The organism is Algibacter sp. L1A34 (assembly GCF_009796805.1).
In the GTDB taxonomy this organism is placed as follows: domain Bacteria; phylum Bacteroidota; class Bacteroidia; order Flavobacteriales; family Flavobacteriaceae; genus Algibacter.
Map to the genome: position 1 here is coordinate 2,440,661 of NZ_CP047029.1, position 14,509 is coordinate 2,455,169.

Genomic DNA, 14,509 nt, shown 5'->3' on the forward strand with positions numbered 1-14,509 from the left:
TAATGGTCAATTATAATCAATACGGAAAAGTAGCTATAACAGTCGCGAAAGAAAATGGAAACCCAAAGGATAGCTGGAAAGCTGAAGTAAAAAATACTTTTCCTAATTCCGAAAGTTCTCAGAAAAAAAGTTGTCCGAAAAGTGCTTTTTTGGGTTTGTGTGAAAAAGGTTTAGTCAAAGGAATAACTGAAGGTAAATATACTAGATCCATTGACAATAAAGCCTATGCTGTAAAAGCTATTGATATATTAAGGAGTAATACAAAAATCAATTACACTCCAAAGGAACTTTGGGCAAAAGTAAAAGAAGAATTATTTATTGAAAAAAAAGCTCACAACTCACAAATGGATGTTGTTTTGGCTTTATGGAATGAGGGATTGATATTACCCGTGAAATCATCTTTGATTGTTTAGTAATGCTTTTCACAATTGAATTTATAACGAATTCGATATGTTAGTTGTTGGTTTCTATTTGTTTATATAATATAATTTGAGTGAGATGAAAAAAATAAATAAAAAGATTAAATTAGTATAAGCGTAAATGTTTAGCTTATGTCTTCAAAATTCTCAAGAAAAGAGCTTTATGATTTGGTTTGGTCTCAACCAGTATCTCAAATTATAAAAGAATACTCTATATCAAATTCAACTTTTAAGGCACTATGTAAGGATAATAATATTCCTCTACCTAAAAACGGGCACTGGCAAAAAATAAAACATAACAAAAAGGTTATTGTTATTCCTTTACCAGAATTAGATAAAGAACAAGGTGAAATTTGTTTAAAGGAAGATTTAAAGACTTTGTCTAAATTGAATGAGCTTGTTAGAGCAATAAAAAATGATGAGTCATTACCATTAAAAGTACCTGAAAATTTTAATAAAACTGATGCTATCATAGTTCGAACAAAACGGTATTATAATGCTGTAGCAAAAACGAAATATCCCAGAGAAGTAGACAAACCAAAAGAATATGTTTTTACTATACAAGTTTCAAAATCACTTGAAAAAAGAGCATATTTATTCGCAGATACTTTGATAAAGTTAATGAAAGCAAGAGGTCATGATTTTATAAATGTTACAGATAGTGAATACACTTCTGGTAATGGCGACAAACTTGTAGTATTTGGAGAGTATTATAATATTAGGATTCGTGAACCAGATTATCGAATTATGGAAGATCACCCAACTTATAGTTGGAAAGAGGCTAAGTATTATCCAACAGGTAAATTAATGCTGAAGTTAGATGATTTACATGATTATGCTTGGACAGATACAAAGAATCAACTTTTAGAGTATAAGTTGCCAAATATTTTAGCCTATTTGGAGCTTCGAGCTAAAAGAGAAATAAAGGAGCGTATTAAACGTGAAATATGGCATAAAGAATATAAACGAAAGCGGAAGATTGAAGAAGAACTAAAAGCTAAAAGAAACAAGGAATTGGAAGCTTTTAAGTCTGTAATAAATCATTCTAGTCGTTGGCAGAAAGCAATGGATTTAAGAAACTATATCCAAGTTGTCGAATCTAACGCTATAAAAAATGACAAGTTAACAAAGGAGTTAAAAGATTGGCTTAAGTGGATAAAAGATAAAGCAGATTGGTATGATCCTTTAGTTGAGAAGGAGGATGAGCTGTTTGATGGTATTGATAGGGGTACTATTTAAATTTATAATTGTAGCTTAGTTTTTTATATTCAACCAATATCGAGTCCCCTTCAATTCCCCCGTTTTAATAAACATCTTTTTGTTTACCATAGTTTTTAAATCACGAGTAGCAGTAGAAGCTGAGGTTTTAGCTATTTTTGTATAGTTATCTGCACTTAGTCCACCATCAAAACCTTGATGTCCTGCATTAAAAATACGTGTAACTACTTTTAGTTGAGAAGGAAGATGAGTTGTTTGATGGTATTGATAGGGATACTTTAAGCATAAATGAAAAAAGGAAGTAGAATTAATGTTTGATAAAAAAAATATTAAGTAATTGATTGTTAGTTGTGTAAAATTTTTATATTTACTTTTTCTCCCTATAAAACTATAATAGCATTAAGTTTAATATCTAATACTTAATTTAATGCGATACAAAGTTATTTTACAATTATGCTGTATTAATTCATTTTTAATGAATGAGTTTTTATTGGTCATCATTAAGCGAAGTTGGGAGCCTTAGTGTTCTTTTGAATAGGAATAGAAATTATTATGTTTTGAGAATACCTTTTCTACAAAACTGTTCTTTGCCTATTTATTTCTACTTACAAATTTGAAATTTTCCCGATGCTTTAATTAAGTTTTTGACTTCGTTTAAGTGTTTATATACTCTTTAATAGCGACTAACTTAAAACCAATTATTTATGACTTGTAAAAATCATTTTTCGTTATTGTTATTATTTTTATTTTCCTGCTATGCATTTTCACAAAAACTTACACCGGATACGGATTTAATTTCCGAATTGGTCAGTCAGAAACAAGATGAAGTAAAACAGCGAATATTAAAAAATTTAATAGTTAAGAATATAAAGACCACAAATTATACAACTTATAAAACCATGTATGATTTAATGGAGGTTATTACCAATGAGAAGAATAAAACGGTAATGACTAAAAGTATTTTAGCTGAAATTACAGAATATGCAATTTGCTATTCATTAGCCAATTATTTCAGAGTCAATCTTTCAAATTCTCAGCCTGAATTTGCATTGGATTCTTTGATAGTTAACCCAGATAAAAATGCTTTAAATTTTTTAATAAATGACGAGTTTAGTGCTAATAATAATGTTGAAGCTAGAACTAAAGATGAAGATAAATTAGAGGCTGCTTTAATAGCTAATTACATCATGGATGAAATGAATGATAAATTATTGTCGAGTGAATTTTCTTTCTTTGAGTCTAATGGGTTATTTGACAAAAAGGATTTAGAAAAAAAATTTACATACGGCTTAGATACAGGTTATAAAAAGATAGATTCTGATATTAAACTTGATATAAGCAATAAGATGCAGGTGTTTATAGATGATATTGATTCTATTTCAGACGCTTCTTATGAGGTATTTAATTTGATTGATTCTTTAAAAAACAATAGTTTACAATTTGATCAATTAAAGAGCGCCAAAGAGGGTGTAATTAAAGTAGTATTTGATCTTTTCTCTATATCGTTGTCCGATTTTGAACAAGAAATTGGAAGAAATAGTTTTTTGGCTAAAATAGGAGAAATAATAAACAAATATGTTATTTATGAATCATTTGAAGGTGATAATGACATGGTGTTTGAATTTAAAATAGATGTAGAATCTATTATTTTATCTTTTGAAGAAGAGTTTATAAATATTGGTATTTCGAGTATAAAAGAACATAAAATAGGAATAAAACCATTTTTTATTATCGGACTCAATTACGGTTCCTTTACAGGTTCTAACTCAACAATATTGAATAATGATAATACAGATAATATTTCTGATATATCTTATGTGAGTGAAAAGATTGGAGTTAAGTTGATTTTATTCGATTTTGGATATACTCGATCGCAAAAGCCTAAAGAATGGTATAAGTATAGAGGGAAATACCGTAAATGGAATGTGCCATCCGCAGATCCGTTAATTGATGATGTATATCTTTCAGTTTATGGTTCGGGTATTTTATATAATGTTGTTGATTTAAAATCTCAAGATAATTTTGATTTTCCTCTAGTTGGTTTGGGAGGAGGGATAACTTTTTTTAATAATTTAGAATTTAATATATCTTATTCGGTACCAGTAATAAATAATTCCATGTCTTATGATAATTCAATGGTAAGTTTTGGGTTTGATATACCAATTTTCGAATATTTGGGAGCTTTAAAGAAGAAAAATGCTAATTAAAAGTGATGGGTTGGTTGGTTGGTTGGTTGGTTGGTTGGTTTTTATGAGTGCCATGACTTACTTCTTGGTTTTAAATAGGTGAAAAAGTTGTCTTTTAATCTTAACCAATATTTAGTTCCTTTTAATTCAATAGTTTAATAAACATGCTTTTACCAATCATGATCATCTCATTGGTTAAGAGTTCGAGGCTCTTTTTTATAAAAGATAGAATATCATCTATTTATGGATGGTGTTCTATCTTTTGCTTTGTAAGCAGTTGTTTTTTTAATTTATTAAGTGACAGGTTTATAAAAAAATAGCATTGAATTAGGCAGGGGTTAAGTTGGCTAATGTTACTTCTGTCTCTCCTAATTTTCCTGAATAAGCTGTCCTTAAACTAGAAAGAGAAGACGTTAAGCTTAATACTTCAAAAGTTTTAACATCAGTATTTTCAATTGATATATTTAACTCTGTTTCTGATTCCTCATTTTGAGTAATACCTTCGTCATCCTTTTTACAGGCCATAAGTAGGATTAAGCTTAAAAAAGCAAGAGATTTTAAGTTTATTTTGAACATGTTATGAGCGTTAATAGTTTGTTCAAACATTAGGTGCCTAATTTAATAAAAAAAATGACAGAAAACTTGAGAAGGGTGTACTTGATTCTTTTAGTAGTAGTAGTAATGTTTTTTTGAGTAAATGTCTAAGTTTAATTCATTAAAATTGTAAAATACCGAGAAGATGTAAAGTTTATTCGAAATACAAAGTAAGATGTTTTTGAGGTAATGTTTACGGGAATGCTATTTAAGGTTTATATTCAACCAATACCGAGTGCCCTTCAATTCCCCTGTTTTAATAAACATCTTTTTGTCTACCATAGCTTTTAAATCACGAGTAGCAGTAGAAGCTGAGGTTTTAGCTATTTTGGTATAGTTATCTGCACTTAACCCACCATTAAAACCTTGATGTCCTGCATTAAAAATACGTGTGACCACTTTTAGTTGACGTTTATTCATTTCGGTATTAAAACGGTCAAAGAATTTTGCTTTTTCAATTAAAAAATCTATAAGTTTTAGAGTGTCTTCTTGCGCATCTAATATAGTTTGTCCAAAATAGAGCAACCAATCTGTAATGTCTAAATCTTTATTATTGTTTTCAAGAGCGCCATAATATGTTTTCTTGTTGGCTTCAATGGTTTTGGATAAGGATATAAGAGCAGGTTGTCCTACACTTTGAGCTACACATTTTTCCGTGAGCGCACGTGCAATACGTCCGTTACCATCTTCAAAAGGGTGGATACACACAAAATACAGATGTGTAATACCAGCTTTAGCAATTGGTAATACATTATTTTCCTTTTTGTAAGACAAGTTGTTGAACCATAAAATAAACTGTTCCATTTCTTTATGCATCTCATGAGAAGGCGGTGCTTCAAAATGAACGGTTGGTCTATCTAAACGTCCAGAAACAACTTGCATAGGATCTTCATGTGTGCGGTATGTACCAATATCTGTTAAATCACGCCTGCCATTAGTAAGCATTTTGTGCCAATTGAATAATTGTTGGTGGGTGAGTGGCGTACTAAAGTTTTTATATAGATCTACCATCATTTCAGAAATACCAAACTCGGCAGGAGTTATCTTTTTATTATCAACTTTTAAACCTAAGTTTCTCTTAATAGAAGATTGGATACTATCTCTATCTAAATATTCACCTTCAATTTCGGATGTTTTAAGAGCTTCGTTGGATAGTATTTCAATAATTAACTGTTCCTTTTCGTTCTCATTAACATGTTTAAAAGCACCTAGAACAGTTCCTGTATTTTGGGAGAATTTCAGTTCTAAAGCGTTTAGAGCATCCTCATTGTATGTAAAATGAGGCCATTTTTTTTGCTGCCAGTTCCAGATATTACGTGCCATGAGCTATAAATATGTATTTTATAGCTCAAATATACGTTAATTTTGAGCTATAAAAGTTTAATTTATAGCTCAAAGTAAGGATTGTAATTTAGGTAAAGGTTTTATTGCAGGTTGTGTTATTATAAAAACTTATGTTATTCGGAATATAACTAGGGGGATTATCTTTTAAGTAAATTGAAACAGTTTATTTAGCGCGTAGTGGATGTTTTCTAAAATTAATGTTTTGGTTTTCGATTCTTTAAAGTAAAACAAATAATTTTCTTTACAAATACTTTACTTTTTGGTAATCTAGTTTCTTTCTGTTTTTGTTTGCTTTGTTCATATGCAACAACAATCTAATGATATTAATTTTTATAAAGAATTAATGAGGAAGATCAAATGTTCTGATGAGCATGCTTTCTCTATACTTTATGATAAGTTATGGGAGCGTTTGTATGCATTTGCATTTTCATTATTAAAGAAAAAAGAATTATCTAAAGATATTGTACAAGACGTTTTTACAGATTTTTGGATTAGAAGATTAGAAATTGAAAACAATAATATTGAAGCTTATCTTGTTAAGGCTATACGTTTTAGAGTTTATAAGGAGTTAAGAGATACAAAACTTAATAAAACCAATATAGATTTATTGGATTCTATAAATACTCCACATGCTAGTGGTGTGTTGGATGATTTTCAATTAAATGAAACAAAAAAACAAATTGATAAAGTTATTGAGCGTTTACCTAAAAAACGTCAACAGGTTTTTACGTTAAGCAGATATAATGAGCTTTCAAATTATGAGATTTCAAAAAAGCTAGGTATTTCTAAGCGCACTGTTGAAACTCATATCTCTTTAGCGCTTAAAAGTATTAAAAGAGAAACAAATTTATATTAAATTCTTTAAAATATAATATTTAAGTCTTTGTTTTTTAAGGTGTTAACTTCTCTTAACAATTACTTAACCTAAAGATACACTTTTTCTTTACGTGCACTTTAACTGTTTGGGTATTTACCTATAGATACTTTATTATGACAGAGAAAGAATTTAAAATCCTACTGGATAAATTTTTAAATAAAGAAATAACTCAAGACGAATTAGATCTTTTAAAAAGATTTGAAGACCAAGCTATTCAGCAAAGTAAAGAAGAGGTTTTTAGAAGTGATTTAGAAAAAAATCAAATTAAAAAGGGCGTATATAAAAACATTAAAAAGCGTACAAAACCTAACAACATCTTTAAGGTTTGTATAGCTGCTTCTATTGTTTTGTTAATAGGTTTAGGGAGTATGCTGTTTTTGAACCCACAGGAAGATTCAGAACTTATGGTATTCAATACCTCAAATAAAATACAAACAGTCATTTTAGCAGATGGTAGTACCGTTATTTTAAATAAAAATAGTTCTATAGAATACAAGGATACTTTTAATGGTACCAGATATTTAGAATTAGAAGGGGAGGCTTTTTTTAAGATATGCCGTAATGAGGAAAAGCCTTTTGTGGTGAAAACAAAAAATGTAACCACCAAAGTACTTGGTACTAGTTTTAATGTAGCAGATATAGATTCTATTGTAAATGTTGTAGTTGCTACTGGATTAGTAGAAGTGTCCGATGCCAATAATTCGGTGTTGCTTAAACCGAATCAGGGTGTACAATACAGTCGAAAAACCCAGTTATTTTCAATAGAACATGTACATCACGAACTTTCAATGGCATGGTTTGAAGACGCTATTTATTTAGAAAAAATAAGTATGAAGAAATTGGCAGATTTTATGAAAACCAGCTATGGTATAGATTTTTATTTTATATCTAAAGATACCGAAAACGTTCAGATGTCAATTACTATAAAGAGAAATGAAAGTATAGAAAATATTATAAAAAAGATTAATTACATAAGTGAATTAAAATTAACCTTAAAAGCAAATAATATGGTAGAAGTGAAATAGAAATTAAAAAAAAAGAAGAATCTGCGGTCACAGATTCTCCTCTATAGAAAGCGTCGAAATATATAACAAAACAACACTTAAAAATGAAATTTAAAAATTACTTAACTAAGTTATTTATACTCCTTATTATAAGTTTAGTTCCAATAACAAGTTTTGGAAAAAACCAAAAAAAAATAACGGAGTTAAAAATAAGCATAAAATTAGAAAATGCTAAACTAACAGCCATTTTTTCAAAACTTAAAAATGAATACGATATTAATTTTTCTTATGGGCAAAAGATTATTGATGACCCTACTACGTACTCTGTTAATTACCAAAACATACTACTTACTAATTTATTAAACGATTTAGCGTCTAAAGGTCATTTTAAATACCAGGTTGATGAGACTACTGTTTTAGTGAAAAAAACTAAGAAGCTCAATGTTCAACAAACAACTATTGGAACAATTAAAGATAGAAGTGGTCTTCCTCTTATTGGAGCTACTATTATTGAAAAAGGTACTGTAAACGGAACTACCTCAGATTTTGATGGTAAATTTTCTATCACGACTTCAAGTTCTAATGCGATATTAATTATTTCTTTTATAGGCTATCAAAATCAAGAGATTTCAATTAATGATCAAAATAATTTTAATATTACGTTACAAGAAAAAGTAGCAGATTTAAGTGAAGTAGTGGTTACTGCTTTAGGAATGAAACGCGAAAAGAAAGCCTTAGGGTATTCTGTAGGTGAAATAAATGATGAAAAATTAAACCTTGTTCCTCAAGAGAATGTTTTAGGAGGGTTATCTAGTAAAATTTCTGGTTTAGATATTCGTCGTGGTGGAAACGATTTAAACAACGAAACTTATGTTTACATTAGAGGTAAAACCTCTTTAACAGGAAATGATCAACCCCTTGTTGTTATTGATGGTTCACCAGTAGGAGACACTAATGTTATGGGAGATATTAGTGCTATGGATATTGAAAATATATCTGTTTTAAAAGGAGCAAGTGCTGCAGCTCTTTATGGTTCTAGAGCGGGTAACGGTGTTATTTTAATAACTACAAAATCTGGAAAGAACACTAAAAAAGGCATTGGAGTCAATTTTAATACTACTACAACTATTAACACGCCTTATAGATATGTAGAGTTACAAAATCAATTTACTAATGGACAGAAAGGAATTTTTAACGAAGCGACTTGGCAACATTGGTACGGAGCAGAAGAAGGAACTCCTGCTGTACAGTGGAATAGTAATGGAGAAGAGGTTCCTTTGGAGTTTTATGACAATAGTTTAAAGGATTATTTTAAAACGGGAGTTACTACCATTAACGATGTAAGTGTTTCTGGAGCTTATGACAAAGGGGACTTTCGTTTGTCAATCTCTCATTTAAAAGGAGAGGGGTTTACTCCTGGTACAGAATTACAAAAAATTGGAGCTAATCTATCGACTAGTTTTAAAATTACTGATAAAGTAACTGTTTCTACCAGTATTAATATTTCTAACCCAAATTCAGACAACTATCCTATTAATTCAATTGGTGGAGATGATCAATATTTTGATATTTATAATATTGCTCCACATATTAATATTAACGATTTGAAAGACAATTACTGGGAAGTTAATAATGCACAACAACGTAAAATTACGGAAGGCTATAATAATCCATGGTTTTTTGCAAATGAAAGAATTAACAAATTTGATAAAGTTAGAGGATTTGGGAATATCAAATTAGATTGGGAAATTAACGATGATTTAAATGCTATGGCAAGAGTTTCTAATAGCAGTAATAGTAATAGAACAGAAATTATTAGACCTTGGTCTTATGATGGTTTTGGAAGTAGTAAACCATTTGGTTCTTATAATATTAGTGATAGCAATTCTAGAGAAACTAATATTGACTTCCTTGTTTCTTACAAAAAACAATTGGGAGATTTTAGAATAGACCCATCTGTAGGAGGAAATATTTTAAATACGCTTAGTACTTCTATTAATGCAGGAGGAGATAATTTGGTTTTACCTGGGTTATATACTTTGTCTAACGTGGCAAGAGGTGGTTTGTCTTACAATAGTGCGCGTTTCAAAAAATCAATCTATAGTGTTTATGGGATGCTTTCTCTTAGTTATAAGGACTACGCTTATATTGATGTCACTGCTCGTAACGATTGGTCTAGTACATTGCCAAAAGAAAATAGATCTTATTTTTACCCATCAGTTTCTACAAGTATATTGGTATCTCAATTTGTCGATATGCCAAAATGGGTATCTCTTTTTAAAGTTAGATCAAGTTGGGCACAAGTAGGTAAGGATACTTCACCTTACTTAATAAACCCTACATTATCTCAAGGATATTGGGGAGATGATTTTACCTATTCCTTGCCTAGTAGCATGCCAAATACAAACTTAAAGCCAGAAATAGCAACATCTTATGAGTTTGGTACAGATATTAAATTATTTGATGGACGTTTAGGTTTTGATGCTACTTACTACAAAACACAAAATAAAAATCAAATTTTAAATGTTGCTGTATCTCCCTTAACAGGTTATACTAGTACAACAATTAATGCTGGTAATGTTGAAAACTATGGTGTTGAGTTGGGGATGAACATCACCCCAATTAAAACTCAAGATTTGGTGTGGAATATGGACTTTAATTTTACCAAACAGCAAAGTAAATTAGTGGCTTTGGTAGATGGTATTGATAGAGTCGATTTTGGAGGTGGAACCGATATGGGATCCTTTACAAGAGTGGGTGGAATTATTGGAGATTTATATGCGCCTTATGTGAAAAAAGTAGAAGAAGGCGAATACGAAGGTTGGAATTTATTGGATGCCAATGGTAGATGGGATGTAGATAGAACTAAAGAGAACCAGAAAAAAGTTGGAAACTCTAATAACGATTTTGCCGTAGGATTTAATACATCTGTTACTTATAAAAACTTTACTTTATCTGCTAGCCTAGATTGGAGACAAGGTGGTGATTTCTTTTCAGAATCTATGAAAAGAATGGCGCGTTCTGGTAAAATAGAAAGCTGGAATAATGGTATTAGTACAAGTACTTTTACTGGTGTTTTAAACGCTAATTCTTTTAATGGAGATAGAGCAGCACTTGCTAATGAAATTAAAACAAATCCTATTTATCGAGATAACAATGTATGGGTTGGAGGTAGAAACCAAGAATTAGGTGGTTTTGATTACAATGGAAACTACAATGGAGCCTTCTTTCCAGGAGTTATAGATAATGGAGATGGTACCTATACCGAAAATTTTGGGGCAGAAGGAACTCAGTTTTTTGATGCTTACAGAGTTGTTGAATCTAGTGGTAGTTTCTGGAGAACAGGAGAAACATTTATGTACGATGCTTCTTTTGTGAAATTAAGAGACATTACGCTTTCTTATAAGTTCTCAAATAAGGTAGCAAAATATATTTCAGCTGAAAACATTTCACTTTCGGTATATGCTAAAAACATCATGTTATGGACAAAAGCCGATATTGGTATAGATCCAGAAACAGCATATGATGGAGGAAGTCAAGGTTTTGAAAAATGGAATCTTACACCATGGACCATACCAATGGGGTTAAAATTAAACGTTAGTTTTTAATTTATAAATACGAAACAAAAATGAAAAATAATATAATATCAATAGCACTATTAATATTTATCCTTTTGGTCTCATCATGTAGTGAGTCTTTAGACGATATTAACATAAGTCCAAATACGCTTCCAGATACAGAAGTAGATATTAAATTTGTATTAGCTGGAGTTATTTCTGAAACAGCAAAAATAGCAACAAATTTAGCTTATAAGTCTGGAGATTTGTCTGCTGCTAATCAATATTTACAAAGAGATTTTACGAGCTACGAAGAAAATAATTACCAATGGGGAGCTAATAGTTTTTCTAATTATTATGAGCCTTTAAAAGATAGTGATTACATTTATAAAAGAGCAGAAACAGAAAAAACAGATGAGGTAAAAAATTATTATCAAGCAGTAGCATTGATCATGAAGTCTTACCAATTTGGGTTTCTTACTTCTGCTTTTGGAGATATTCCTTACAGTAGTGCGTTACAAGCAGAAAAAGGAGGAGATGAGTTTTTTAAACCTACTTACGATTCACAAAAAGATGTGTTTATTGGTGTTCTTAATGATTTAGAAGAAGCTAACATCTTTTTAAAAAATACAGATATTTGTACAGAAGCTATAAGTAGTGATATTTTATATGCTGGTGATGGTCAAAAATGGAGGAAATTAGCCAATTCATTACGTCTTAGGTTTTACATGCGTTTGTCTGAAAAAAATGATGCAGATTTAAACGTCTCTTCGGAAATTGCGTCTATTGTAAATAACCCTAGTGAGTTTCCTATTATGCAAGATAATAGTGATAATGCTTTCGTTTCTTATGTAGGGACGGATAGCGATAATAGTTGGCCAGGAGGAGCTTTAAATTATAGCAACCGATCTGAGTTTTATAGAAGAAAGCCATCATCTACCATTGTAAATAATTTGATAGATTTAAAAGATCCTCGTTTAACGAAGTGGGTAAAACCTGTAGATGTTCAATTAGCACAAGGACCAACAAACCAAGTAGTATTAGAAAACAACAGAGTAAAACGTTATATAGATGTAGATATTAATGCTATTAATACTGATGCTAATTTAGAGAATGACATCAATACAAATTTATTTGTGGGGTTACCTATTGCTTTAAGTGCTCCAAACGATTTTAATTTAGGTGGTACATTGAGTGATGTGATTACTGATATTGGGAATTTAGATGAAAACATATATTTAAATGCTGCGGCAAATCCGCATACATCTTATTTAACAGATATGTATTCAGAAAACACCCATGAATTGGTAAATTCTATGTTAATGACTGCCGCAGAAGTAAAATTTCTATTAGCAGAAGCAAGTTTTCGTGGCTATATTAGTAGCGATGCATATGAGTATTACAAAGAAGGAATAGAATTATCTTTTAATCAATACCAAATTACTGACGGAGAATCCGAAGCGGTTTATGATGAAGCAAACAATACATTAGTTGCTTTTAATCAAGCGAATTACATTGCAAACGTAAAACTTATTTATGACAATGCTAGTGATAAACTGGAGCCAATCATTCATCAAAAATGGATTGCTTTGTGGTTAACAACAGAATCATGGTTTGACTTTAGAAGAACAGGTTATCCTAATTTAAACAGTAATATTATTTCTGGAACAAAAGGGAAACAAACGCCTGTAAGGTTTATTTACACAGATGCTTATAATGAAGAAAACATGTTAAAAGCTATAGACAATTTACAACCGTCGGAAAACGATCAGTGGTCCACTATGTGGCTGTTGCAATAATTAACTAAAAACCAGGGGTATTTTTATACTTCTGGTTTTTATTATTAAATAAACATAAATCATGAAAAAAATAATAATTGTGCTTTTAAGTCTTGTCATTTTAGCAGCATGTAAAACAGCCGTAAAAGAAGGTCACCATCATGATGATGAATACCCTCATTCACATTCACATTATTCAGAAATGTTTGGTATAGATGCACATAAACTTATATTTCCATCTAAAGTTCCCGATAGAATTATTGTGAGTTTAACAGAGGATGCTAATCATAGTTTTGCTGTTAATTGGAGAACAAATCAAGAAGTTGAATCGGCTTATGTTGAAATAGCAGAAGAAACACATGGTCCAGATTTTTTATTGGATAACAACAAACAACAGTTTACTGCAAAAACAGAACTAATAACATTAGAAAACACAAGAGATCAAGAACCTTTAGTGAATGCAGCGTTTCATTCAGCAATTGTAAAAAACTTAAAAGAGGGAACTAACTATGTTTATAGAGTTGGAGATGGGAATAAAAACGATGATACTTGGAGTGAATGGTTTCAAATAAAAACACCTCCATCTAACCAAAACGAGCCTTTTAGCTTTATCTATTTTGGAGATGCACAAAACGATGTGAAATCTATGTGGTCTAGAGTGATTCGTAAATCGTACAAAATGATGCCAGAGGTAGATTTTATGTTACATGCTGGAGATTTAATCAATCATAGCGAATCTGACAAAGAATGGGGAGAATGGTTTTATGCAGGAAGTTTTATACACGCAACCGTACCCAGTATTATGACTCCAGGAAATCATGAATATGATAAAAGTGTAGATCGTAAAAATTTATCAGCCTTATGGAGGCCACAATTTACATTGCCAGAGAATGGGCCTTTAGATGAGTTAAAAGAAACTTGCTACGCTTTAGATTATCAAAATATGAAAGTTGTTTCTATTGATGCTCAAAGTTTTTATAACAGTGAATATTCTGCAAAAGCACAAACAAAATGGTTAGATTCTGTTTTAGCTAGTAATACAAAGAAATGGGTAACCATTACCATGCACTATCCTATTTACTCAACCAAAAAAGGTAGAGATAATAAAGAATTACGTGAAAATTTGAAACCTTTAATAGATAAATATAATGTTGATTTAGTTTTGCAAGGTCACGATCATACATATGCTAGAGGATACGCTTCTAATGAAGGCTTGGGGAAAACTATTGTAAAAGATGCTGGTACTGTTTACGCAGTATCTGTTAGTGGTCCAAAAATGTACGAATCTCAAGATCAAGAATGGATGGTTAAAAGAGGTGAGTTCACACAGCTTTTTCAAATTATAACAGTTGAAAATGATACGATTAAATACAATTCGTATACCACAAAAGGAAAGGTTTATGATAGTTTTGATTTGGTGAAAAATGACAAAGGAGAAAAAACGCTTACAAATAATAAACCCGAAGTAAATTTAAGACTTAAAAAAGATTTTGTAAAAGAATAAGATGGAGTCATTATTATAGTTATTAGAT

General features: G+C 30.5%; 10 protein-coding genes. 8 read left to right on the forward strand and 2 right to left on the reverse strand.

Annotation, left to right across the window (positions count from 1 at the left end; genetic code table 11):
* The first annotated feature begins 2 nt into the window (after positions 1 to 2).
* From GQR97_RS10400 to GQR97_RS10410, 3 genes are all read left to right on the forward strand, one after another.
* The gene (locus tag GQR97_RS10400; protein ID WP_158848102.1) at positions 3 to 413 is read left to right on the forward strand and encodes a DUF6979 family protein; all 411 of its coding nucleotides are present in this window, start codon (positions 3 to 5) and stop codon (positions 411 to 413) included.
* A gap of 138 nt (positions 414 to 551) precedes the next feature.
* A complete protein-coding gene (locus GQR97_RS10405) occupies positions 552 to 1,658 on the forward strand; it encodes a hypothetical protein (RefSeq protein WP_158848104.1) in 1,107 nt (368 codons plus the stop codon).
* Between the two features lie 683 nt (positions 1,659 to 2,341).
* On the forward strand, positions 2,342 to 3,844 hold the full coding sequence (locus tag GQR97_RS10410; protein ID WP_158848106.1) for a hypothetical protein: 1,503 nt from the start codon (positions 2,342 to 2,344) through the stop codon (positions 3,842 to 3,844).
* A gap of 306 nt (positions 3,845 to 4,150) precedes the next feature.
* Here the strand turns inward: GQR97_RS10410 and GQR97_RS10415 are convergent, their stop codons facing one another.
* Both GQR97_RS10415 and GQR97_RS10420 read right to left on the reverse strand, forming a co-directional pair.
* A complete protein-coding gene (locus GQR97_RS10415; protein WP_158848108.1) occupies positions 4,151 to 4,429 on the reverse strand; it encodes a hypothetical protein in 279 nt (92 codons plus the stop codon).
* A 192-nt stretch (positions 4,430 to 4,621) separates the two neighbouring features.
* Positions 4,622 to 5,740 (reverse strand): Fic family protein, encoded by a 1,119-nt coding sequence (locus tag GQR97_RS10420; protein ID WP_158848110.1) that lies wholly within the window; start codon positions 5,738 to 5,740, stop codon positions 4,622 to 4,624.
* A gap of 364 nt (positions 5,741 to 6,104) precedes the next feature.
* Between GQR97_RS10420 and GQR97_RS10425 the strand changes: the two genes are divergently transcribed.
* The 5 genes from GQR97_RS10425 (at position 6,105) to GQR97_RS10445 (ending at position 14,481) form a co-directional block, all read left to right on the forward strand.
* On the forward strand, positions 6,105 to 6,617 hold the full coding sequence (locus tag GQR97_RS10425; RefSeq protein WP_158848112.1) for an RNA polymerase sigma-70 factor: 513 nt from the start codon (positions 6,105 to 6,107) through the stop codon (positions 6,615 to 6,617).
* Between the two features lie 134 nt (positions 6,618 to 6,751).
* On the forward strand, positions 6,752 to 7,663 hold the full coding sequence (locus GQR97_RS10430) for a FecR family protein (RefSeq protein WP_158848114.1): 912 nt from the start codon (positions 6,752 to 6,754) through the stop codon (positions 7,661 to 7,663).
* 83 nt (positions 7,664 to 7,746) lie between these two features.
* Positions 7,747 to 11,250: a SusC/RagA family TonB-linked outer membrane protein gene (locus GQR97_RS10435; protein ID WP_158848120.1), complete on the forward strand. Its 3,504-nt coding sequence runs from the start codon at positions 7,747 to 7,749 to the stop codon at positions 11,248 to 11,250.
* A gap of 20 nt (positions 11,251 to 11,270) precedes the next feature.
* Positions 11,271 to 12,998: a SusD/RagB family nutrient-binding outer membrane lipoprotein gene (locus tag GQR97_RS10440; RefSeq protein ID WP_158848122.1), complete on the forward strand. Its 1,728-nt coding sequence runs from the start codon at positions 11,271 to 11,273 to the stop codon at positions 12,996 to 12,998.
* Between the two features lie 61 nt (positions 12,999 to 13,059).
* Positions 13,060 to 14,481, forward strand: a complete 1,422-nt coding sequence (locus tag GQR97_RS10445) for a purple acid phosphatase family protein (protein WP_158848124.1) — start codon at positions 13,060 to 13,062, stop codon at positions 14,479 to 14,481.
* The last annotated feature ends 28 nt before the right edge of the window (positions 14,482 to 14,509 follow it).